This window comes from Saccharicrinis aurantiacus, from assembly GCF_001660705.2.
In the GTDB taxonomy this organism is placed as follows: domain Bacteria; phylum Bacteroidota; class Bacteroidia; order Bacteroidales; family Marinilabiliaceae; genus Saccharicrinis; species Saccharicrinis aurantiacus.
This window is the reverse complement of the sequence record NZ_LYBV02000009.1, coordinates 69,902-95,527: the sequence shown is the minus strand read 5'-3', so window position 1 is coordinate 95,527 and position 25,626 is coordinate 69,902. Positions and strand designations below refer to the sequence as shown.

Genomic DNA, 25,626 nt, shown 5'->3' with positions numbered 1-25,626 from the left:
AAAATAACTGCAGAAACAACAATTCCATCAAAACCCGATATGGATAAAATGGAAATTGAATTTGTATCGGATACCACAACAACTATAAATGCATTTATAAATGGTAATACAGAAAACTCTATTTACTACTACTCTGAAATATTTACCCAAAACTTTGATACACAATACCACCCTAGTCAGAATCCTCTATTTTCAAATGCTCGCACCAATGGAGAGGATTTAAAACATTCAGTACATCGGTCTAATCAGCCCGATCCTCTTAACTTATTTAATATTGATGACAAGCGAGATTTACCAAGAAAGGAATACCATTATACAGATAGCATAAAAGTAAAAATATCGTGTATTGATGAAACTTCTTACAAGGTACTAAATGCTATTTATGTTGATAACTTTAACAATGGCAACCCCTTTGCTTTAGTAAATCAGAAAACTGAAACCAATATAGTTGGTGGAATTGGGAGATGGACAGGCAAGGCATCGCGCTCATATTACATGTATATTAAATAAAGCCAATATATTTGCACTCAGAATTAAAACTAATTTAAGAGTGCATTTAATATGGATATTAATATAGAATCAGGCTGGAAGAAGCTATTACAAAGTGAACTTGAAACCGATTATTTTAAACAATTAAATTCATTTGTGAATGATGCTTATCAAACAACAGAGATATTCCCCCCACGCGAATTAATATTCGAAGCATTTAATCTTTGTCCGCTTGATAAAACCAAAGTGGTCATTTTAGGCCAAGACCCTTACCATGATGTAAACCAAGCACACGGTCTTTGCTTTTCGGTGAATAATGGTATTAAATTCCCGCCATCGTTGCGAAATATCTTTAAAGAATTAGATAGCGATGAAGAGGTAGATTTTAGAATGCCTGAAAATGGAAACCTTGAGCAGTGGGCCAAACAAGGGGTACTTTTACTCAACGCTACTTTAACGGTAGAGGCCCACAAAGCGGGTTCGCACCAAAAACAAGGCTGGGAAACATTTACTGATGCAGTAATAGAAAAGCTTGCTAAGGAAAAAGAAAACATTGTTTTTATACTCTGGGGTGCATATGCGCGTAAAAAAGTAAGTCTTATCGATACCAATAAGCATTCTATTTTAGAATCACCTCATCCTTCTCCTCTCTCAGCGCATCGGGGTTTTTTTGGTAATAAACACTTTAGCAAAACTAATAATTACTTGCAAAGTAAAGGTTACGCGCCTATTATCTGGGATTTACCCCAAGTACAAAAAACTTTGTTTTAGTTAATAAAAGTTAAGCTAATATATAATAATATTCTTGGCATACACTTTGCAATATTCCTCATCGAAGAGCAAGAGAGTTTTTCATAGATTAGGTTAGGGTTTAGGTTATAAGATGGGAATGTTTCTAAAACATTCCCTCTTTTAAAAGCTCACCTCAAATAAGATATAAGAAGTTTTTTTTCATAGATTAGGGTTTAGGTTAAAAGAAAGGGATTCAACAACGGTTGAAATCCCTTTTTTTATGCTTAAAAATGTGATTCTATTTTAATCTAAAACAAAGAAGACTTACATCCATACCTGAGTATAAAAATAAGTCTTCTGAGAAATAATTAATTTTGATTACAACCAAGATGGTTAATTACTTAATTGATCGCTAAATTTGAGTTTATAAGTTGTTTTCACTGTTTTACTATCCACTAGCTCTAATTGTATTTTCACGTTATCAATTCCCTCTTTAACACCTAGGATATCTTGCCTAAGCAAAATATAGCTTGAAAGTTTTTTATTTAACAAATCAGGAAAACTAGTTTTATAATTCTTATTCTTTTGCTTTAGCTCATCTGCAGAATGAGTTCCTGCAATCCAATATTCGTTATCAATAACTAAATAAAGAGGTTTTTCTGTAAGACTTTGTTCTACGAAAACATAGGTATCCTCCTCTAGTTTTTGCAATATTTCAAATTCTTTACATAAAAGATCTAATAGGCGCCTCCCTTTTTGCTGATTTGGCATTTTTAACACTGCCTTAAAATGTAGTTCTTTTCCGTAATAACTAGTCTTTACAAAATTTCCCGATATTAAAAAGTTATTTAACATTTTAACTACGTCATCATCTAATGCCAGCATTGCTAATTTGCCCAATTTTAATTCTTTGTCATAATCAGTTACATAATAATCGTACAAAATCTCTCTCAGATTTAAAGCATCTATACTATAGGTTGCCAGATTAGCTGAATCTGAAGACGGAATATATTGTAACATCTTACTATCAATATTTGTATATAAATTTTGCTTACGATTTTTATTGCCAGAAATTTGTGCTAGCTCTACCCCATCATTTGTTGACTTAGCAGTATACCATGTTTCATCAAATATATTATAGATGGCCATTGCCCTTTTAAAATCATCATAATTTGATGAAAAACTTCCAAACATATCTTTACCAGCCAAAGCTATTCCACCGAAATAAGTAATTCTCCATATTTCATCATTCTTCACATAAGAAACAATTGGATTATTTTGAATCTCTTGTTTAAACTTTATTGGTCGCTTCACCGATTGTATATCTTCACCATTGGATAAACGCGTTTTATCGGATTGAATCAAAGCGGTGAAGAATGGTTCAACATATGCATCATCCAACACTTTTAATGAATCTATCTTATCATAAATAACATTTCTATCTTCATAATCCATGTTAGGCTTATCTAGTAAACCATAGAGTTCAGTTACTTGAGTTCTTATATCTTGACTGATATAAGAATATGGTGTGAAGATCTTTAAGGTAGCATATTGATTTCCTGTATATAAATAAGCATATCGCTTGTTTTCCCCATCTCCTTGAAGTGTGATAAAGTTACCTTGCATGCCTGTTATTGATAAATCCAGATCGGATAAGCTAGATTTCATGAACTCTAAATCAAATTCCTTAGATGCTTTAAAGTTTACTGTAAGAGCCATGTGAGCCTCGTACATCTGTGCATAGATATTTAATTCGCTAAACTGCTCAAGCAGCTTTTGCTGTTCTTCTCCAATCTCTTTACTAAAGGCCTGATATAATGAGTCGGATTGTATTTCTGAGGCATTCATATAAAACATAAAAACAAGACTATCGCTCGGTGTATTCAGTAAAAGTCGGTTCTCTGTTTTTTTTGCTTCAAGTTGTAATTGCGTTAGTAATACAAATACAATTAATAGTAATTTACGCATTGTAGTTTAATGTGTTAGTTAAAATTGCTTCTATAATTTTGCGCAAATATATTAATCTAAGTACACAATATAACTAATAACGGAATTAACTATTTTAACCTACAGGCAAGCATTACACACGATCTGTTTTTAACAATTGACTGATACTTTATTATGCGCCACATTAATTTTTAGAAAAAAAGTTGGTTTAAGATAAATTTTTTCAATTATTGAAAAATTTGGCACACACTTTGCAATATTCCTCACCGAAGAGCAAGAGAGTTTTTCATAGATTAGGTTAGGGTTTAGGTTATAAGATGGGAATGTTTCTAAAACATTCCCTCTTTAAAACTCACCTCAAATGAGACATAAGATGTTTTTTTTCATAGATTAGGGTTTAGGTTAAAAGAAAGGGATTCAACAACGGTTGAAATCCCTTTTTTTATGATTCACTCCTAAGCTATAAAGTATTTCCTAATTCGCATTAAAACTATTTTCATATAGCTTTTTAAAATCCATTTTTGAGGAAACCTCTTTATCAATTACACTAAAGTTGAAAACAACTTCCTCTTTAGCGCTTTTAACTGCATAGTTTAATTCCCTTTCAGACAATACTATTATTTTATCTTCAATGTTAATACCAATAATAATATCACCACCCAATTTATTAAGCATAACTCTATAATACAATACATCATCAATACTAACTTGGGAAGTAGACTGCAGTACTGTATTTCTATTCTTATTTATTACATATAAGCTTTTAAAAACCATTGCGTCCCCATTTTTATCTGCACACAAAGCATTTACAGTTTTTACCCTATTAGTGTTAATAATTCTATCACAATTCCATACTCCTAATGTACTTACCGAGAAGCGCCTAAAAATATCACGGTCGAGTTTTCCTTTATTGTTATTTATATTTGTGCGCAAGCTCATTGCTCTTTGTTGACTTAAGCGCCACTTTTCTTTATCAGCCTCAATTGCGGCTAACAGGTTCGCTTCTTCTTGCCTTCTGCTTGCACGAGCCGCTTTATAAGTATTAAACTTGTTTTCGTAATTGTTGATTGCATCTGCATACGCAATTCCTGTATAGACAGGATTTACTGTATATTGCTTTTCTTTACTTCCTTTTTTTACAGTAAGTAAATAATTATTGCTCCCTCCTGCTTTGCTAATAATAATATCATCCCAAGTAATATCTGCATCCTGAATATCCGGAACTAGCGCATCATCGGCAAATTGCCAATTAGTACCTTCGTAAACAGATAGTTCAGGGAAATCTTCGGCAATTACATCTAATTCAATTTTCCATTTATCGGCCAAAGCCTTTTGTGGTTTGATTGGTTCTGTTAATCTAAACTGTTGATTATTTGTTATAATAGAATCTAATCTTCTTTGAAGTTCTAAAATATCCTTGTTATTTATTGCTACCTCTAGAGGTTCATCGACAGGAAGTGTTTTATTGGGAAGTATTAAAGAATCTTTACCTACATACTGCCAGTTTTCAAGATTCTCATCTAAATAATAAACATTGTAATCATTATCGCTATAGTCGGATACCAATTCAACTTCAAGCTCCTTTTCGGGAACTAGCTGCAATTCCTTTCCATTCTGAAATGCACGTAGTTCAATCATACCAGCTGATTCTAATGTATAGTTATTGGCTAAAGAATCGTATCCCATTGGAATACCTGATAAAAATATATCGGCCTGATTATGAAACTCACGCACTTTAAATATTATCGCTCCCTTAGCTATTTGATTAGTTGTATCTGCAAAGGCATTAGCGGGGATTATTACTCTACTACCTCGCTCACTAATAATGGTATCGGCTATACAAGCCTCAAGCTGAAACTCCTGAAAAGAAATGTTGATATCATTTATAGGAGGTACAATAAATGATGTTACATCATCAATATCTTGGTTTGTTGGACTGTACAATAAATAACCCACAACGGCTACTGTAATCAGTATAGCCACACTATTTAAAAATATTTTAGTTTTTGTGTAAAGCGGATCTTTTATACGAGCCTCTGTTTGTACTGCGGCAAAATTGCGTTCTTGGGCAATACTCTCAGAACTAATAATATCTCTATCAATGTTAATTTTATACTTATTCATAATTGGCAGCTTAAAGAGTTTTACATTTAGCTTTTAGTTTATCTAAAATCCGATAAACCTTAACCTTGGCATTATTCTCGGTAATATCAAGTATATCGGCAATCTCTTTAAATGGTCTATTCTCCATATAGCGCATTTCTATTAATGTAATTTCACTTGCTGCCAAAGTGCCAATTTGTTCTATCAATATATTCCACAAATCATCCAAGCTCTCCTCATCAATATCTTCTTTTAGAGTATGCGGGGTAACAGATTCGATATTTATGGTTCTGATTAGTTTGTTTTGTTTAAAAGAAGTATTGAGTTCGTTACTTGCAATACGATATAACCATGCCGAGAAAGGAACTCCTTTGAATTTGTATTTTTTGATGCCCTGCAGTGCTTTTACAAAAACTTGCTGCGTAATATCAAAAGCCAACTCTTTTGAATCTAATCTCTGATAAACAAATCGGAATATGGCCTCGTAATACCTATCGTATAATACCTCAAACTTTGCGGTATCGTTTTGAGCTGCCTTTACTAATTGATACTCTTGGTCAATTGTTTTAGGCGACTTATGATGAATTTGTGATATGGTCATTTACTATTTAGGTTTAATGATAATAGCTGGTAAGGATTTAGTCACAAACAATTACACAACAAGTTAATTGTGTATATTTTCAAATTACTCAGTGCTCTTTGTTTGGTTTCCTAAGAAATTAACTGGCACAGTATAGCTCACCTCAACAGCCTTTCCTCTTTGCCTACCAGGTTCCCACTTGGGCATATTACTAACTATATCCATAGCTATTTTATCTAATATATTGTTCACCCCTCTCCCTAGCCTAACCCTCTCTACTTTACCTGATTTACTTATTATAAATTGAACATACACTGTGCCCATGCTTTCACTTTCAGGTATATCAGAGGGCACTGTTATATTATCTGAAATATACTTACGCAATGCCTCATCTCCACCAGGAAATTTGGGCATTTCTTCAACTACAAAAAAAACTGGTCTATCATCAGATGGTTGCACATCAAACTCAATTATAATATCCTCTTCTACTATAGGTTTCCTAACTTTAAGAGTGAGGGTTTTTGATTTATCCTGAGCATGAAGCAGAAACGGACTTAATATTAAAAGGACAATTATTATATTTTTCATTTAATAGTTTTTAAGTGAGCTACTTTATATTACTCTCATAACTGAAAGGAGCCATAAAAGATACAAGGATAACTAAGTTTTTTTCAATTAACTATTTCAAACTTTCCCCTTCAATAAAAACTAGTTTCATTAATAAAGGTTAAACAAATTACCATATGCTTTTTTGGCACACACTTTGCAATATTCCATACCGAAGAGCAAGAGAGTTTTTCATAGATTAGGTTAGGGTTTAGGTTATAAGATGGGAATGTTTCTAAAACATTCCCTCTTTAAAACTCACCTCAAAGTAAGACATAAGAAGTTTTTTTTCATAGATTAGGGTTTAGGTTAAAAGAAAGGGATTCAACAACGGTTGAAATCCCTTTTTTTATTTGAAGTTGTTTAAAGTTGTATCGAAAATCTGCGAGTAACACCTTGATTTAATTGGCTTCAGCTAATTTTTATTCCGTAGCTACGGCTATGCAATAAAAAATGGAGCTTTGCCACTGATAATCAAATTGTCACTCTCGCAATTCCCCTACAACCTTAAACAACTTCTTATTATTCGTAAGTTAACTCCAACTTTTTTTGCACAAAAAAAGCCATTCCTTTCGGAATGACTTTTACCTAACCTTAACCCACCAAACTAAATTACTTTAATATACTCTACGTATTAAATTTCTTTTTTAACAGACGTACTTGGCTGATAACTTTTATTATCACTTTTGAATCAGTCCCAACATTATAAGCTTAAAAACTTTATAGCTCCAAATTAATATTCGAATATAATATACTTTATTGTTAAACACAAACCATTACTATTATTTAAAATAATTATAAATAACATCTAGCTAAATAAATTCTAATACACAATTACTCTTTTAAATAAGAGTGCGAACAAATCACATTAGAAACTATTGATATTCGTTGATTATTTGTTGCACTTCTTCGATGGTGACACGGCCATATACTTTACTGCCAACGGTTACTACGGGTGCCAAACCGCAGGCGCCTACACAACGAAGGCTACTGACGGAGAATTTGCCATCGGGTGTGGTTTCGCCTATTTTTACGTTTAGGATGCGCTTAAACTCATCGAGGACTTTTTCGGCACCACGCACGTAGCACGCGGTTCCCATACATACTGAAATGGGGTGCTCGCCCTTGGGCGACATGCTAAAGAAGGAGTAAAAGGTGACTACGCCATATACGTGAGCCACATCAACGCTGAGTTGCTGTGCTATTATTTCTTGCACTTCGGCGGGTAGGTAACCAAACAATTCTTGTGCTCCGTGTAGGATGTTGATGAGTTCGTTTTTCTGATTATCGAATTTAGCACAAACTTGTTTGAGTTCTGTTACTTTACTATCTGCTAATTTTATTTTTGTCATCTCTTAGTCTTTACTCTATTTCACTTTAGGCTTTTTATCAAAGTAATGTGTGTGCAATAATTTATGCGCCTTTTCGCCACATGGCTCTCCTAAAAACTCATCGTACAACTTGATGATAAAAGGGTTTTGATGCGATTTGCGTATGGCTTTTCCTGCATCTTCGCGATAAATTGCTGCTGCCCTTTGCTTTAAAATATTAGTATCTCCATGGTGGTAAGGCTGCCCTGCCCCACCGATGCATCCACCTGGACAGGCCATTATTTCGATGGCGTGAAAGGTGGATGTGCCTGCTTTTACCTCATTGAGCAACTGACGTGCATGTCCTAAGCCGTGGGCGATACCTATTTTTAGAGGAAATCCATCGAAATCGACCGTTGCCGAACGAATACCTTCGAAACCGCGGAGTTCGTGAAAGTCGACTTTCTCAAGGGTCTTTTGGGTATGTAACTCGTAGGCGGTGCGCACGGCTGCTTCAATTACGCCACCAGTGTTGGCAAATATAACACCTGCTCCGGTAGATTCGCCCATTGGATTATCAAATTCTTCGTTATGTAGTTCGTTAAAATTTAGATTGGCTCCTTTTATCATTTGCGACAGCTCGCGTGTGGTGATGGATAAATCAACATCGGGATTACCATTTACTTGAAACTCCTTGCGCTGCGACTCGTACTTTTTAGCCAAGCAGGGCATTACTGAAACCACCACAAGATCTTCGCGTTTTAGCTTCATTTGCTCAGCTAAATAGGTTTTGGCAATGGCACCAAACATTTGCTGTGGCGATTTGGCGGTGGATGGCACATCGAGCATATCAGGGTAGTTGGTCTCAAAAAAGTTAACCCAGCCCGGGCAGCACGATGTTAATATGGGCAGTTTTACATTTTTATCGCCTGCCAAATGTTTTTGTAGGCGGTTTAATAGCTCGGTTCCTTCTTCCATTATGGTGAGGTCGGCGGCAAAGTCGGTATCGAACACTTTATCGAAGCCTATTTTTTTAAGTGCCGAAACCATTTTACCAGTTACTAGGGTGCCGGGTTCTAGTCCGAACTCTTCGCCCAAGGCAGCACGAACTGCCGGAGCGGTTTGTACTATTACTGTTTTATTGGGGTTTACCAAGGCGGCAATTACCTTGCGGGTATTGTCGATTTCGGATAGTGCTCCGGTTGGACAAACGGCCACACACTGCCCGCAGTAGGTGCAGGTGGATTTCTCTAGATCCATTTCGAAGGCGGGTGCTACCACCGACTCGAAGCCTCGATTAATGGCCGATAGGCAGCCCACGGTTTGTACTTGTTTGCACATCATTTCGCAACGACGGCACATAATACACTTGTCCATATCGCGTATAATGGCTGGCGACTTATCTTCTTTATATTTTGATTGCTCGCCCTGATAAGGGATTTCGCGTATGCCCAGTTCTTGAGCTCGTGTTTGTAAATCGCACTTCCCGCTTTTAACACAGGTGAGGCACTCGGCAGGATGATCGGACAAGATGAGTTCCATTACTGTACGGCGTGCATTTATTACACGCAATGTATGTGTGCTTACTTGCATACCTTCGGTACATATGGTTTTGCAGGCTGGGGCTAGGTTTTTACGACCTTCTAACTCAACTACACATATACGGCATCCGCCAGGTTTATTCTCATAACCTACATGCTCAAGTTTCATGTGGCAAAGCGTGGGTATATTAACGCCTATCTGCTTGGCTGCATCAACAATGCTTGTACCTTGGGCTACTTGCACTGTTTTATTATCTATAGTTAATTTTATTTGACTCATAACTTTTAGTTGTTAGTTATTAGCTCTTAGTTACTACCCAATATTGTTGAGCTCATCGCAAAAATTCAAGGCTGTCCAGTTAATAGAACTCAATCATTACTGAATACTGATGGCTCCAAACTTACATTTGGCAAAACATGCACCGCACTTTATACACAATTGGGCATTGATTAGGTGAGGCTGTTTTTTATCGCCCGTAATTGCATTAACCGGACAAACACGAGAACACAAGGTACATCCTACACATGTTTCGGCATTTATTACATATTCTTTTAAAGCTTTACATTGCTTGGCGGGGCATTTCCCTTGATGAACATGAGCTAGATATTCTTCGGGGAAGTTATCCATTGTTGACAATACCGGATTTGGCGAAGTTTGCCCTAGTCCACATAAGGAGGTATCCTTAATTACATTAGCTAGGTTACGTAGATTATCCAGATCCTCAAACTGAGCTTTTCCCTTGGTAATTTTGTCGAGAATTTCATACAAACGCTTATTGCCTATACGGCAAGGCGCACATTTGCCGCAGGATTCTTCTACTGTAAAATCGAGATAGAACTTAGCTACGGATACCATACAGTCGTCCTCATCCATTACAATCATACCGCCCGATCCCATCATTGAACCCGACTCTAATAGATTATCGTAATCAATGGGTACATCTAAGTGTTTCTCTGTAAGGCATCCGCCTGATGGCCCACCAGTTTGAACTGACTTAAACTTTCTACCATCTTTTATACCTCCACCAATATCGAATATTACCTCACGCAAAGTGGTACCCATAGGTACCTCGATTAAACCAACATTATTAATTTTCCCGGCCAAGGCAAAAACCTTGGTTCCTTTACTCTTTTCTGTTCCAATGGATGCAAACCAAGCAGCACCTTTATTAATAATTACCGGAACGTTGGCAAAGGTTTCTACATTATTTACATTGGTGGGCTTACCCATATAACCCTTAACCGATGGAAAGGGTGGCTTTACTGTTGGTTCACCGCGTAGGCCTTCCATAGATTGTATCAGAGATGTTTCTTCGCCGCAAACAAAAGCACCAGCTCCGTAACGTATTTCTACATCGAAACTAAATTCTGTTCCGAAAATATTATCTCCTATTACTCCAAGGTCTCGTGCTTGCTCAATGGCTATTTTTAATCGCTGAATGGCCAATGGATATTCGGCTCTGATATAAATAAGACCAACAGATGCTTCAATACAATAGCCACAAATAGCCATGGCTTCGAGCACTGAATGTGGATCGCCTTCAAGTATAGAACGATCCATGAATGCTCCTGGGTCTCCCTCATCGGCATTACATACCACATACTTTTCTGCACTTTCAACCTTATTAGTGATTTCCCATTTTAAACCCGTTGGGAAACCTCCCCCTCCACGACCTCGCAAACCCGATTGCTTAATAATATCAATACAGTCCTCGGGTGTCATCTCAGTAATTACCTTACCCAATGCTGTGTAGCCATCACGGGCTACATACTCGTTAATATTCTCCGGATTGATAAAGCCACAGTTGCGAAGTGCTATTCTGATTTGCTTTTTATAGAAGTTCATATGCTTAGAGTCGGAAATGCGCGTAGCATCTTCGGGATTCTCATACAACAAACGCTGAACTTGTCGCCCTTTTATAATATGCTCTTCTACTATTTCTTTTGCATCTGCGGTTTTAACTTGCGTATAGAAAGTATTGTCGGGTATCATTTTTACAATAGGCCCCTTTTCGCAAAAGCCGAAACACCCTGTACGCACTACCTGAACTTCATTTTCTAATTGATTTTGACTTACGGCCGTTTTTAATTCCTGCACAATCTCTTCTCCTTCAGAAGCTCTACAGCCCGTTCCCGCACAAACCAATATATGATTTTTGAATTTAGCCATAAGATTATTTGTTATCTGGTGTAGAATAAATGCCTGGAATAATACCATCGACCAATTTACCTGCAATAATATGTTGATCGATGATTAATTGGGCTCGCTCTTTTTTTACATTTCCGTATACCACCGGATCAGCTCCCGGAAGTTGTACCTCAATGGTAGGTTCGGAGTGGCAATAGCCCATACATCCGGTTTGTGTTACCACGGCATCTATCTTTCGCCTATATAGCTCCTCCATTATAAAGCTCATGGTTTCTTTGGCTCCTGAAGCAATACCACATGTAGCCATGGATACTTTAATTTGCACCAGCTTTTCGGGGGTATCACTGTTCTCTCTCAGACTTAGCTCCGATTGCAAGGATTCTCGCATCCTTTTCAAATCTTCTAGTGTTTTAACTTTTGCCATATCCTTTGGGTATTTAATGTAGATTTTTTTTATAATTCAACACCTATCAATTCAAGGTTCTCTTCAATCATTTGCTTTATAAATTGGTTTATTTTAGGATGAGAAATTGACACATTCTCTAAAGAGTTAATAATTTCCTTTGTAGTTAAAATGTACTTTTCATCATTAAAGGAATGAGAATAAATAATATTTACATTCGGATTACCGGAGATTATCAAAGCGATGGTATCTGCAATATCGCCTAATGGCGGCCTGTCGATATGCGAGCGTACAAACACAGCAGTTAGTTGAGTTCCTTTACCTATTTCAGATTCAATAGTTATCCCACCATTTGTTAACTCTGCATTTTGCTGCAACAAAGGAATACCAAGACCTACTTTACGGGTTTTTCGGGAAGTAAAGAAGGGATCCATTGCCTTTTTAATGGTAGCTTCACTCATTCCACACCCATTGTCTTCAATTCTCAAGCTGAGAATATCATAATCCATATCCTCCATCAATATGATTTTAACTTCTGTAGATTTTGCTCTTACTGAGTTACCAACAATATCTAAAATATGCATAGATAAATCTCTCATAAACCTTTCTTTAAAGCTTCTTTTATGGCTTGAAACGTTGGAGCTTCAAGCTGTATGTTATTACAATTTTGTCCTATCTGTTGCAATTCATGCGCATCTGAGTTTGTAAGTATGCTATACTGAGCTGCCCATTTGTGCAGCTTACATAAAGCATCTATATCAGTACCTTTAAAAACCTCGATAGCGTTTACTGACAAATTTGTTGGCATAAATCCCAATTGACTGATTAAGCTATTACGAGCCTTATTAATATGAGCCGGAATAAAAATACCGCTAAGCTCTTTTACCTTAATTGCTATCTCGTCAATGGTTTGCTTTAAACCAACTATTAGTAAGCGTTCTTCAATGCCAATTATCTCATTAAACTGATTTACCCATACCTGATCACCAAACTTTTTGGATTGATTTTTTATGTAGGGCAAATGTTGATCTATATATTCTTGAAATAAAGCCAATTCTGTGTAACTCTCAAAATAAGCCAAGCAGTGTACCTCCTCTTTACTGCTAACTTCAACTCCTAAAAGAACTTTTATACCATTTTTCTTTCCTAGTACATCAACTACTTTGCATTGTTTGGTTGAATTATGATCTGTTATTCCAATTATATCAAGCTTCTTTTTTATTGCTTCTTTTATAATGTTATCAGGACTCATATCTAAACTAGCACAAGGAGATAGCACTGTATGAATATGTAAATCGGCCCGATAATTCTTCATTTCAATTGTTATTGATTAAGTAGCATGAATAATTTACCCGATATTTCAAAAGTCTCTAATTCTGTTCCTAAAATCGGGATACCTTCCTCTTCACTCATTTTAATTGTGCTTGCCTCCGGACTTAATCCCTTCACCATAAGTATAGCAGATGCATCTTTTAATGAGGATACCGCCATTATATTCTGATGGGTTTGTAGTGTTATCCATATATAACCTTCGTTTAAGTTTCCCATTACATCACTTAACAGATCTGAGGTATATGCTCCTAATATTTCTTTATGTAGGCCTTTATATCCCGAAAAAACTTTCAAATTCAACTGATCTACCACTTCAGATATCTTCATTTTTTGCTCCTTTCTTTTTACAGTCCTTATCTAATCTATCTTTACCCCATGTTCCTTCAATTATACGAATGGCATGATTGCTGTGAAGTTTCCTTTTCTTTTCCATCATCCGTTGCAAAAACACGCAATTTGATAGGTTTGAATCCCCTTGCACTATATCTTCAGCCAGAGTTTGACAACTCGGCGACCCACAGGCACCACAATCTATTCCGGGTAAAAAGCACATAAGATCTCTGATGCGCTCCATCTTTTTAAGAGCTTTAGAAAAATCTTTATCTAAAACTGCCGGTTTTGCCTCCTTAACCTCATATTTCAAACAGGCTTTATTATTAAATACGTCTTTACATTTATCCCAATATGACTCTTGGAAAGAATTTATCTTTAGCTTTTTAGCTCGTGTTTTAATTCGCTCTACCGTTAAAAAACGATTCCCTTGCAAAAGAGCACCACCAGCGCAACCTTGGTCACAAGTTCTCAACTCTAGGAAGTCCAGTTCAGGTACCTCTCCATTCTCAAGCAACTCCAGAAATTCAATCACATTATTAATTTCATCAACGGCTAAACCTGTCCCATCAATCTGACTAAGTTCGCCGCGCGACAAACTCCATTTAATGCTATCCTGAGTGAGCTCAGACAATAAAGGATTTTTTGTAGTGCACGAATTACTATTTTTAATGGCACCATAAATACGGTTGTACAAGAAACTCATATTAATAACACCATTAATATTTGAATTACTCGATGACAAATTATTCTTAATAGATGCTATTTTAGCTGCACATGGTGTTATATAAAATATCCCGATTTCGTTTTCGGGTATCCCTTCTTCAACCAATAATTTTCGATAATAAATAGCCGATGCATCAATTGGAGGTAATGTATCTACTAAGTGTGGTAACAAAAGCGGAAACTTTACTTGAATAAGACGTACTACAGCAGGGCAAAAAGTAGAAATAAGTGGCTTATCTGTGTCCTCCGAAATTTGGTAGTTAATAAGCTCTTTAATTACTGGAGCCATATCTTCCGCATGGTATACATGAGTGAAGCCCAATTTATTCATTTCACCAAAGATCTCTTCTTCGATAATATTGGTTGGAAATTGACCTGTAAGAACCGCTGGAACGAGAGCTACACGATACTTATACTCGTAGATATTACTAAAGTCATCTTGATCGACATAAATGGCATTTACTGGGCAATTTTTCAAGCATTCGCCGCAATCGATACACTTATCTATCAGTATATGCGCTTTACCATTATTAACTCGAATTGAGTTTGTAGGACATACATGCATACAATGGGTACAACCGTAACATACATTATGATCAACCTTTATTGCATGATATGTATATTGCTCATTCATAGCTTATAATTAATGAATTTGCACTCTAATCGTTTTCTTTTTTATTCTGTCAACTTAACTTTTAAACAAAGAGTAATTCCTATATTAATTTCACTCTCTAGAGTAAGTTCATCCACGTTCTTCTTAATATTTGGCAACCCCATTCCTGCACCAAAACCCATTTCTCTAACCTTGGCCGAAGCTGTTGAGAATCCCTGAGTCATTGCTAAATCAATATCTTCTATTCCTGGTCCTTTATCCTTAAGCAACATTGTAATATATTGATCATCTATATCTATAGTAACATGACCTTGATAAGCATGAGCCACAATATTTACCTCTGCCTCATATAAAGCAATAACAACTCGTTTAATAATTTTGGCATTCACGTTTAACTGCTTTAATGTTTTTTTCACACAACTAGCAACATTACCGGCTTTGGTAAAATCTCCTCCTTCAACGTTGTAATTTGTGCGCATCATAAGGCTAAAATATTGGTTTTAAATCTTGTGCATATAATAAACCCGATATATGAAACATCGATAAATCTGATTGTAATAATGAGATATGATTCTCTTCAGCTAGGCGTATCATATCGTTGGAAATAGCTTTACCTCTAACAATCAAAATATAATTGATATCAGCCATTTCTGCAGTTCGTATGGTCTGTAAATTTGAAAGTCCTGTAATAAGTAATACTTGATCCGAATCTTGCGTAAGTACATCACTCATCAGATCACTTGAGAAGGCAAATTCTATAATATTATCAATATTAGATTCGCCACAGATCAGTTGAGCCCCAGTTACCTCTATAATTTCTTTTATAGTCATAGATAGATGTAAACTTTATTAAAGAATTATTTCTTCAATACTCATAAATTTACATTCTATCAGTAAGAAAACAAAAAGCAAATGTTAGTATATAACAATATATATCCAATCTAAATAGATGGAATAATGTTCGTTAAAGTGGTACTAAAAGTTATTCTTTCGGATACAATAGATATTTATCGCGAAGCTTCGAATATTTTGAAAGGTCATCCTGCCAAGAAGCTCGTATCTCTAATTCGCTTTTACCTTCTTTTAATTGTTGTATTAAACTTGAATTACCAACTAATAAATTAAAGAAACGTTTGTTAGTGAAGAATTCACTCTTATCAGGATAAGCTCTGTAAAATTGAAGAAGGTAATCTAAAGAGAAAGATGACTGATTTGAACTATTTCGTAAATCAAGACCTTTACATTCTACATTCTCATGTTTAGGATATTTCGACATCCCATCAATACTCTGGGGAGTGAAAGTATAATTGCCAATACTTGAATTTGGAAAGCCTAATATTTCAAAAGGAGAATAGGTTCCTCTGCCTATACTAATTTGAGTTGGCTCAAATAAGCATAAAGAAGGATATAAACGTATGGAATTATAGTTTGGTAAATTTGGAGAAGGCTTAATGGGTAATTTATATTTTGTACTATGATTCCATCCATTCATCTTTACCACACTTAAATCACAAGTTAAGCTATCGGATAACCACGATTCTCCATTAATCATCATTGCTAATTCTCCAACTGTTAAACCGTGAACTATTGGAATAGGATGCATTCCAACAAAAGATTTGTAATCCGGTTCTAAAACTGGGCCATCGAAATAATCACCATTGGGATTTGGCCTATCCAACACAATAAATGGAATATTCTTATCAGCACAAGCTTCCATTACATAATGCATTGTACTTATATAAGTGTAAAACCGAACACCCACATCTTGCAAATCAAATAATACTATATCAATACCTGCAAGTTGATCAGGTTTTGGCTTTTTATTACTCCCGTACAATGATACAATTGGAATTCCTGTTTGCTCATCGATAGAGCTATTTACTTTTTCACCAGCATCGGCCTTTCCTCTAAATCCATGCTCTGGAGAAAATATACGTTCAATACTAAAATTATTCTCTAATAATACATCTACTAAATGCTTATTATTTACAAGCGAAGATTGATTAACTACCAAGCCAATATTTTTATCCCCTAATAAAGAATAATAACTACTTGTACATTCTGCACCAACCTTTAAATGATCAATATTTTGGGCAGTACAGGCAATAGTAAATAACAAAAGAAAGAATAATATAAAACGCATATTGAAGAGTGATTAACTGAAAACAGGCTACCCGCATAGGTAACCTGTTATTAATATTTTATGCTTGTCCCGGTGTTCCGAAGTTCATTGGAATATTTCCTGTCTGACCTCCACCATCAATATCTTTAATCGGTCCATGCATCGACTCAAATTTATTGATATTATCCTGCAAAGCACGCATTAATCTTTTGGCATGTTCTGGTGTTACAACCACTCTTGATTTAACCTGTGCCTTAGGCATACCAGGCATAACTCGTATAAAGTCTAAAACGAATTCTGAAGTAGAGTGCGTAATAACTGCAAGGTTAGCATATGTTCCTTGCGCTACTTCATCGTTTAACTCGATATTCAATTGATTTTGTTTTTTCTGATCTTCCATATTTATGTCTGTTTATATCAATAAAAAAGGGAAGTATAAAAATACTTCCCTCAAATATAATAGTAAATAAATATTTATCTATTCATTTTCTTGAACTTCAGCACGACTTGTTAATTTTTCGTACTCCTCTTGAGAACCAACTACTAGATTGTTAAATCTACGCTGTCCTGTACCTGCTGGAATTAAGTGACCACAGATCACATTTTCCTTCAATCCTTCAAGTTTGTCGACTTTACCAGATATAGCAGCTTCATTAAGCACTTTAGTTGTTTCCTGGAAGGAAGCAGCTGACATGAAACTCTTAGTTTGAAGAGCAGCACGTGTAATACCTTGTAACACCTGACTTGATGTTGCTGGTACTGCATCTCTAGCTTCAACTAATTTCATATCTCTACGTTTTAATTGAGAATTTTCATCTCTTAAACGACGAGCTGTTACAATTTGACCTGCTTTTAAGTTTTCTGAATCTCCGGCCTCTACTACTACTTTCTTAGCGTAGATGCCATCATTCTCTTCCATAAATACAAGCTTATCAACAATCTGCTTCTCTAAGAATTTAGTATCACCTGGATCAACAATATCCACTTTACGCATCATCTGACGTACAATAATCTCAAAGTGCTTATCATTAATTTTCACACCTTGTAAACGATATACATCTTGAACCTCATTTACAATGTACTCTTGTACAGCTGTAGGTCCCATGATATGAAGAATATCTGAAGGAGTTGTGGCTCCATCCGATAAAGGAATACCTGCACGAACGTAATCGTTCTCTTGAACTAAGATTTGTTTAGAAAGAGGTACTAAGTACTTCTTAACTTGACCATTCTTAGAGGTAACAATAATTTCGCGATTACCACGCTTGATTTTGCCAAAAGTAACCTCACCATCAATCTCAGAAACAACTGCTGGATGTGAAGGGTTACGAGCCTCAAATAACTCGGTAACACGAGGAAGCCCCCCTGTAATATCACCTGCTTTACCAACAGCTCTTGGTATCTTAGCAACAATCTCTCCCGTTTTAACTTTAGCACCTTCATCAACAGAAATGTGAGCTCCTACTGGTAAGTTGAATGTTTTCAATACCTCTCCAGACTCATCAACAATCTTTAATGCCGGGTTTTTCGTTTTATCACGAGTTTCAATAATTACTTTCTCACGGAAACCTGTTTGTTCATCAGATTCCTCTTTATAAGTAACACCATCAAGTAAATTATCAAAGCTAACAGAACCTGCTTTCTCTGAAATAATTACTGCATTATATGGATCCCACTCACTAATCAACTCACCAGCTTTAACTTCTTGGCCATTCTTAACGAATAATTTAGAACCATATCCGATTGGGTGATTAGCTAGTGCAATACCTGTATTTTTATCAATAATACGCAATTCAGCCAAACGACCAATTACCATATCAACACTTCTACCTTCTTCGTCTTTACTAGCTACTGTTCGTAACTCCTCAAACTCAAGAACACCATCGTATTTTGCTACAATGCTATTCTCCGAAGAAATATTACCTGCAGTACCCCCTACGTGGAACGTACGTAGAGTAAGCTGTGTACCCGGCTCACCAATAGACTGAGCTGCAATAACACCAACAGCTTCACCAATGTGAACAGAAGCACCTGTAGCAAGGTTACGACCGTAACACTTAGCACAAACTCCTTTTTTTGATTCACAAGTTAATACCGAACGTATTTCTACACGCTCTATTGGAGACTCATCTATAACTTTTGCTTTATCTTCATCGATTTCTTCTCCTGCTTGTACGATAATATCACCCGTATTTGGATGGTATACATCATGAACAGATACACGACCAAGAATACGCTCATATAATGTAGCTACGATATCTTCGTTGTTCTTAATATCAGTAGCAATTAATCCTCTTAATGTACCACAATCATTCTCTTGGATAATCACATCTTGTGATACATCCACTAAACGACGTGTTAAGTATCCAGCATCGGCAGTTTTAAGAGCCGTATCTGCAAGACCTTTACGCGCACCGTGAGTAGAAATAAAGTACTCAAGTACTGATAGTCCTTCCTTAAAGTTAGAAAGAATTGGATTCTCAATAATCTGTCCTCCTGCAGCACCAGACTTTTGAGGTTTAGCCATAAGCCCCCTCATACCTGAAAGCTGACGAATCTGTTCTTTAGAACCCCTCGCTCCAGAATCAAGCATCATATATACCGAGTTGAAACCTTGACGGTCAGAACTTAATTGGTTCATCACCGTATTCGTTAACTTGGCATTTACATGCGTCCAGATATCAATAATTTGGTTGTAACGTTCATTGTAAGTGATGAATCCCATATTATAGTTATTCTTCACTTCCTCAACTTCATTATAACCGCCTTCTACTAAGGTTGCTTTTTCATCAGGAATAATAACATCACCAAGGTTAAACGAAAGTCCACCTTCAAATGCCATTGTATATCCCAAATTCTTAATATCATCTAAGAAATCAGCTGTACGAGGTGTACCACATGTTTTCTGAACATGACCAATAATATCACGCAATGCTTTCTTAGTCAATACATCATTAATGAAACCTGCTTCGCGCGGAGCAAACTCATTAAATAAGATACGACCAACAGTTGATTTTACCATTTGAAGTTCAGGCACGCCATCTTCATTCAAATCATAACCTTTAACTTCAACTTCAGCATGTAAATCTACTCCACCTTCGTTAAAAGCAATTTTAACTTCCTCAAGAGAGTAGAATTTTAATCCTTCTCCTTTTGCACCTTCACGTTTCTTAGTCATATAGTATAAACCAAGAACCATATCCTGAGATGGTACAGTAATAGGAGCACCATTCGCAGGGTTCAAGATGTTTTGAGATCCTAACATTAACATTTGCGCTTCCAATATAGCAGCATTACCAAGTGGTAAGTGTACCGCCATCTGGTCACCATCAAAATCGGCATTAAATGCAGAACATGCTAACGGATGTAATTGGATCGCTTTACCCTCAATAAGTTTAGGTTGGAATGCTTGTATACCTAAACGGTGTAGAGTTGGAGCACGGTTAAGTAGCACAGGATGACCTTTAATTACGTTTTCAAGAATATCCCAAACTACAGGATCTTTTCTATCAACGATCTTCTTAGCTGACTTAACTGTTTTTACAATTCCTCTTTCAATTAATTTACGAATTACGAAAGGCTTATAAAGCTCGGCAGCCATGTTTTTTGGAATACCACACTCATGCATTCTTAATTCTGGTCCCACAACAATTACAGAACGTGCAGAATAATCAACCCTTTTTCCAAGTAAGTTTTGACGGAAACGTCCTTGCTTACCTTTTAAACTATCTGATAATGATTTTAAAGGTCTATTAGCATCAGTTTTAACTGCATTTGCCTTACGTGAGTTATCGAATAATGAATCAACAGACTCTTGAAGCATACGTTTCTCATTACGTAAAATTACTTCTGGAGCTTTGATTTCAATTAATCTTTTCAAACGATTATTTCTGATAATTACACGACGGTAAAGATCATTTAAATCGGATGTTGCAAAACGTCCACCATCCAATGGCACAAGAGGTCTTAATTCTGGTGGAATAACCGGAACTACTTTTACGATCATCCACTCAGGACGATTACGACCAACTGATGCACGGAAAGATTCAACAACTTGAAGACGTTTCAATGCCTCATTTTTACGTTGTTGAGAAGTTTCAGTATTTGCTTTATGTCTTAAATCATAAGACAATCCATCTAAATCAATTCTTGATAAGATCATATGAAGTGCATCAGCACCCATCTTAGCAATAAATTTATTTGGATCATCATCTTCAAGATGTTGGTTTTCTCTTGGAAGAGTATCTAAAATATCAAGATATTCCTCTTCTGTTAAGAAATCCATATAGCTAATTCCATCTTCAGACTTAATACCTGCCTGAATTACTACATATCTTTCGTAGTAAATGATAGAATCTAATTTCTTTGTTGGTAAACCTAATAAATAACCAATTTTATTAGGTAATGATTTAAAATACCAGATATGTGCAACAGGTACAACTAAAGAAATATGTCCCATTCTTTCACGACGCACTTTCTTTTCTGTAACCTCAACACCGCATCGATCACATACGATACCACGATATCTTATTCTCTTGTATTTACCACAGTGACACTCATAATCCTTTACAGGACCGAATATTCTTTCACAGAATAATCCATCTCGCTCTGGTTTATAAGTTCTATAATTGATGGTCTCCGGTTTAAGAACCTCACCACTAGATCTCTCTAGAATTTCCTCTGGTGAAGCTAAGCCGATAGAGATTTTTGTAAAACTATTTTTTACTTTCTGATCTCTTCTGAATGCCATATAACGACTTCTTAATTAATTTAATACTAAAAGGCAACCATTGAATAATGCATACACATTATTCAATGATAAAAAATGCTCTAATCAAGATTTACACTTAAACCTAGACCTCTAAGCTCATGTAACAATACATTCAACGATTCTGGAATACCTGGTTTCGGCATTGGATCACCCTTAACAATCGCTTCATAAGCTTTTGCACGACCCATTACATCATCAGATTTAACAGTTAGAATCTCTTGTAGTATGTTTGCAGCACCAAATGCTTCGAGTGCCCAAACCTCCATCTCTCCAAAACGCTGACCACCAAATTGTGCTTTACCTCCAAGAGGCTGTTGCGTAATTAAAGAGTAAGGACCGATAGAACGAGCATGCATTTTATCTTCTACCATGTGTCCAAGCTTCAGCATGTAAATAACACCTACTGTTGCTGGTTGGTGGAAACGTGCACCTGTACCTCCATCATGAAGATATGTTTTACCATATTGTGGAATTCCTGCCTTATCAGTCCAATAATCCATATCAGCCATTTTGGCACCATCAAAAATTGGTGTAGCAAACTTAACACCTAGCTCTTTTCCGGCCCATCCAAATACAGTTTCATATATCTGACCAAGGTTCATCCTTGAAGGTACACCTAATGGATTCAGTACAATATCAACCGGTGTTCCGTCTTCTAGGAAAGGCATATCCTCAACTCTAACGATACGAGAAACGATACCTTTATTTCCATGTCGACCGGCCATTTTATCACCTACTGTTATCTTACGTTTTTTAGCAATATATACTTTTGCTAATTGTACGATACCTGCAGGTAACTCATCACCAATTGTCAAGTTATATTTTTGACGTTTTTCCTTCGCCTCAAACTCTTGGAACTTCAATAAATAGTTATGAACCATTTTTTGAATTAATGCATTCTTCTCTGCATCAGTTGTCCATTTATTTGGGTTGATATTATGGTAGTCAATATCATTAAGGATCTTTTGAGTGAATTTAGTTCCTTTAGAAACGATATCTACATCAAAATAATCTTTAACACCTTGAGACGTTTTACCATTTACTATGGTAAATAATTTATCAACCAAACGAGTTCTTAAATCTAAAACTGAACGATCAAACTCTTCATCAATTTTAGCAATTAATGGCTTGTCTGAAGAACGTGCTTTTCTATCTTTAATAATACGAGAGAAAAGTTTTTTATTAATAACTACTCCTTTCAATGAAGGAGAAGCTTTTAATGAAGCATCTTTTACATCTCCAGCTTTCTCACCGAAAATGGCACGTAGTAATTTTTCTTCAGGAGTTGGATCACTTTCACCCTTTGGAGTAATCTTACCTATTAAGATATCACCCGGGTTAACATGGGCACCAACTCTAATTAATCCATTCTCATCAAGATCTTTAGTAGCCTCTTCACTTACGTTAGGAATATCTGAAGTTAATTCTTCCAAACCTCGTTTAGTGTCACGCACTTCTAAAGAATATTCATCAATATGAACAGAAGTAAAAATATCATCACGAACAACTTTTTCAGAGATTACGATAGCATCCTCAAAGTTATAACCTTTCCAAGGCATAAACGCCACTTTAAGGTTACGTCCTAGTGCTAATTCTCCTTTTTCTGTAGAATATCCTTGTGTTAAAATATCTCCAGCCTTAACTCGTTGACCAGGTAAAACCATAGGTTTTAAGTCAATACAAGTGTTCTGGTTCGTTTTTTGGAATTTCTGAATAGAATATCGTTTGGTATCCGTATCAAAACTAACGAATCTTTCATCATCAGTAAGATCATACTTTACAACAATTTCCTCAGCATCAACGAAATCAATAACACCATCTTTTTCTGCAACGATGTTAGTACGAGAATCGCTAATTAATTTTCCTTCTAATCCTGTACCAACAATTGGTGCGTCTGGTTGCAATAATGGAACTGCCTGACGCATCATGTTAGATCCCATCAAAGCACGGTTTGCATCATCATGCTCAAGGAATGGAATTAATGAAGCGGCAACCGAAGCAATCTGATTTGGTGCAACATCCATTAATTGAATTTCCTCAGGTGCAACAACCGGATAATCAGCTTCCTCACGAGCCTTAACTCTAGAGTTAACAAATTTTCCAACTTCATCAAGAGGTGCATTTGCTTGCGCGATAAGTAATGTTTCCTCCTCTTCTGCACTTAAATATTTAACACCATCAGCAGAAAGGTCAACTTGACCATTATCAACTTTACGATATGGTGTTTCAATAAATCCTAAATCATTAATTTTTGCAAATACACAAAGAGATGAAATAAGACCAATATTTGGACCTTCTGGTGTTTCAATCGGACAAAGACGGCCATAGTGTGTATAGTGAACATCACGAACCTCAAAACCAGCTCTTTCACGGGAAAGACCTCCAGGCCCTAAGGCTGACATACGTCTTTTATGAGTTATCTCTGCCAACGGATTTGTTTGATCCATAAACTGAGATAGAGCATTTGTTCCAAAGAAACTATTAATAACAGAAGATAATGTTTTACTGTTAATAAGTTCAATAGGTGTAAATACCTCATTGTCTCGAACATTCATACGCTCACGAATTGTTCTAGCCATACGAGCTAAACCTACACCAAACTGATTAGACAACTGCTCACCTACAGTACGTACACGACGATTACTTAAGTGGTCAATATCATCTACTTCAGTTTTAGAGTTAATAAGTTCAATTAAATATTTGATGATCTGAATGATATCGGGTTTTGTCAATACCTTAGTATCCATTTCAGTATCTATACCCAACTTCTTATTCAATCTGTAACGGCCAACTTCTCCAAGGTCATAGCGTTTATCAGAAAAGAATAGTTTGTCAATTACATCACGAGCTGTAGCCTCATCAGGTGGCTCAGCGTTTCTCAATTGACGATAAATATGAAGAACAGCCTCTTTCTCAGAGTTACATGGGTCCTTCTGTAAAGTATTATATATGATTGCAAAATCTGAAAGATTCTGGTTTTCTTTATGTAAAAGAATTGTTTTACTACCAGAGTCTACGATTTCTTCAATATGCTCAGTTTCAATAACTGTTTCACGATCGATTATAACTTCGTTACGCTCGATTGAAACAACCTCACCTGTATCTTCATCAACGAAATCCTCAATCCATGTTTTAAGAACACGTGCTGCTAGTTTACGACCAACAACTTTCTTTAAACCCGATTTAGAAACTTTTATTTCATCTGCAAGGTCGAAAATCTCAAGAATATCCTTATCACTTTCGTAACCAATGGCACGTAATAAAGTAGTTACAGGTAATTTCTTTTTCCTATCAATATAGGCATACATCACACTGTTAATATCAGTAGCAAATTCAATCCACGAACCTTTAAAAGGAATTATACGTGCAGAATATAATTTGGTACCATTAGCATGAGTACTTTGACCAAAAAACACACCTGGTGAACGATGTAGCTGCGATACAACAACACGCTCTGCTCCATTAATAATGAAACTACCTTTGTCTGTCATATATGGTACAGTTCCAAGATAAACATCTTGTACAACTGTATCAAAATCTTCGTGTTCTGGATCAGTACAATATAACTTTAGTTTTGCTTTTAAAGGCACACTAAAAGTTAAACCACGCTCAGTACATTCTTGTATACTATAACGAGGTGGATCAATACCAAAATCAAGAAACTCTAATACGAAATTATTTCGTGTATCTGTAATTGGAAAGTTTTCAGCAAAGACTTCGTAAAGTCCTTCGATACGTCTTTCCTCTTGTGTAGTTCCGAATTGAAAGAATTCTCGGAACGATTTTAATTGTACTTCTAAAAAATCTGGATACTCTAATTGATTTTTTATAGAAGCAAAGCTAATTCTTTCGCTTGTATTAATTGGAGTCAT

Annotated in this window: 20 protein-coding genes; 2 read left to right on the top strand and 18 right to left on the bottom strand. The window is 36.0% G+C overall.

Annotation, left to right across the window (positions count from 1 at the left end; translation table 11 throughout):
* Nucleotides 1-39: 39 nt before the first annotated feature.
* Both A8B35_RS22975 and ung read left to right on the top strand, forming a co-directional pair.
* Complete coding sequence (locus A8B35_RS22975; protein WP_083634316.1) at nt 40-510, top strand: hypothetical protein; 471 nt, start codon at nt 40-42, stop codon at nt 508-510.
* A gap of 51 nt (nt 511-561) precedes the next feature.
* Nucleotides 562-1,260 carry a uracil-DNA glycosylase gene (gene ung, locus A8B35_RS04805; protein WP_075602246.1) on the top strand — a complete coding sequence of 233 codons (699 nt, stop codon included), beginning with the start codon at nt 562-564 and terminating at the stop codon, nt 1,258-1,260.
* Between the two features lie 354 nt (nt 1,261-1,614).
* Here the strand turns inward: ung and A8B35_RS04800 are convergent, their stop codons facing one another.
* From A8B35_RS04800 to rpoB, 18 genes are all read right to left on the bottom strand, one after another.
* Nucleotides 1,615-3,189: a hypothetical protein gene (locus A8B35_RS04800; RefSeq protein ID WP_075602245.1), complete on the bottom strand. Its 1,575-nt coding sequence runs from the start codon at nt 3,187-3,189 to the stop codon at nt 1,615-1,617.
* Between the two features lie 453 nt (nt 3,190-3,642).
* The gene (locus tag A8B35_RS04795; RefSeq protein ID WP_075602244.1) at nt 3,643-5,292 is read right to left on the bottom strand and encodes a hypothetical protein; all 1,650 of its coding nucleotides are present in this window, start codon (nt 5,290-5,292) and stop codon (nt 3,643-3,645) included.
* Nucleotides 5,293-5,302: 10 nt separating this feature from the next.
* Nucleotides 5,303-5,872 (bottom strand): RNA polymerase sigma factor, encoded by a 570-nt coding sequence (locus tag A8B35_RS04790; RefSeq protein ID WP_075602243.1) that lies wholly within the window; start codon nt 5,870-5,872, stop codon nt 5,303-5,305.
* A gap of 84 nt (nt 5,873-5,956) precedes the next feature.
* Entirely contained in the window at nt 5,957-6,439 is a 483-nt protein-coding gene (locus A8B35_RS04785) for an energy transducer TonB (RefSeq protein WP_075602242.1), read from the bottom strand.
* Between the two features lie 893 nt (nt 6,440-7,332).
* The gene (locus tag A8B35_RS04780) at nt 7,333-7,809 is read right to left on the bottom strand and encodes an NADH-quinone oxidoreductase subunit NuoE family protein (RefSeq protein ID WP_075602241.1); all 477 of its coding nucleotides are present in this window, start codon (nt 7,807-7,809) and stop codon (nt 7,333-7,335) included.
* 15 nt (nt 7,810-7,824) lie between these two features.
* The gene (locus A8B35_RS04775) at nt 7,825-9,588 is read right to left on the bottom strand and encodes an NADH-dependent [FeFe] hydrogenase, group A6 (protein WP_075602240.1); all 1,764 of its coding nucleotides are present in this window, start codon (nt 9,586-9,588) and stop codon (nt 7,825-7,827) included.
* 96 nt (nt 9,589-9,684) lie between these two features.
* Nucleotides 9,685-11,478, bottom strand: a complete 1,794-nt coding sequence (locus A8B35_RS04770) for an NADH-quinone oxidoreductase subunit NuoF (RefSeq protein ID WP_075602239.1) — start codon at nt 11,476-11,478, stop codon at nt 9,685-9,687.
* Between the two features lie 4 nt (nt 11,479-11,482).
* Nucleotides 11,483-11,881, bottom strand: coding sequence for a (2Fe-2S) ferredoxin domain-containing protein (locus A8B35_RS04765; protein WP_075602238.1), 399 nt, complete (start codon nt 11,879-11,881; stop codon nt 11,483-11,485).
* Nucleotides 11,882-11,910: 29 nt separating this feature from the next.
* Nucleotides 11,911-12,459 (bottom strand): ATP-binding protein, encoded by a 549-nt coding sequence (locus A8B35_RS04760; RefSeq protein WP_075602237.1) that lies wholly within the window; start codon nt 12,457-12,459, stop codon nt 11,911-11,913.
* On the bottom strand, nt 12,456-13,175 hold the full coding sequence (locus tag A8B35_RS04755) for a PHP domain-containing protein (protein WP_075602236.1): 720 nt from the start codon (nt 13,173-13,175) through the stop codon (nt 12,456-12,458). The genes A8B35_RS04760 and A8B35_RS04755 overlap by 4 nt, the downstream gene beginning before the upstream one ends.
* An 8-nt stretch (nt 13,176-13,183) precedes the next feature.
* Nucleotides 13,184-13,519 (bottom strand): DRTGG domain-containing protein, encoded by a 336-nt coding sequence (locus A8B35_RS04750; RefSeq protein ID WP_075602235.1) that lies wholly within the window; start codon nt 13,517-13,519, stop codon nt 13,184-13,186.
* Nucleotides 13,506-14,882, bottom strand: coding sequence for a [Fe-Fe] hydrogenase large subunit C-terminal domain-containing protein (locus A8B35_RS04745; protein ID WP_075602234.1), 1,377 nt, complete (start codon nt 14,880-14,882; stop codon nt 13,506-13,508). Before A8B35_RS04745 ends, A8B35_RS04750 begins: the two co-directional genes overlap by 14 nt.
* A gap of 41 nt (nt 14,883-14,923) precedes the next feature.
* A complete protein-coding gene (locus A8B35_RS04740) occupies nt 14,924-15,343 on the bottom strand; it encodes an ATP-binding protein (RefSeq protein WP_245820769.1) in 420 nt (139 codons plus the stop codon).
* Between the two features lie 4 nt (nt 15,344-15,347).
* Nucleotides 15,348-15,692, bottom strand: a complete 345-nt coding sequence (locus A8B35_RS04735) for a DRTGG domain-containing protein (protein ID WP_075602233.1) — start codon at nt 15,690-15,692, stop codon at nt 15,348-15,350.
* 151 nt (nt 15,693-15,843) lie between these two features.
* Nucleotides 15,844-17,004, bottom strand: coding sequence for an exo-beta-N-acetylmuramidase NamZ family protein (locus tag A8B35_RS04730; RefSeq protein ID WP_075602232.1), 1,161 nt, complete (start codon nt 17,002-17,004; stop codon nt 15,844-15,846).
* Between the two features lie 58 nt (nt 17,005-17,062).
* Nucleotides 17,063-17,383: a DUF3467 domain-containing protein gene (locus A8B35_RS04725; protein WP_075602231.1), complete on the bottom strand. Its 321-nt coding sequence runs from the start codon at nt 17,381-17,383 to the stop codon at nt 17,063-17,065.
* Between the two features lie 78 nt (nt 17,384-17,461).
* Nucleotides 17,462-21,733, bottom strand: a complete 4,272-nt coding sequence (gene rpoC, locus A8B35_RS04720; RefSeq protein ID WP_075602230.1) for a DNA-directed RNA polymerase subunit beta' — start codon at nt 21,731-21,733, stop codon at nt 17,462-17,464.
* An 80-nt stretch (nt 21,734-21,813) separates the two neighbouring features.
* Entirely contained in the window at nt 21,814-25,626 is a 3,813-nt protein-coding gene (gene rpoB / locus A8B35_RS04715) for a DNA-directed RNA polymerase subunit beta (RefSeq protein WP_075602229.1), read from the bottom strand.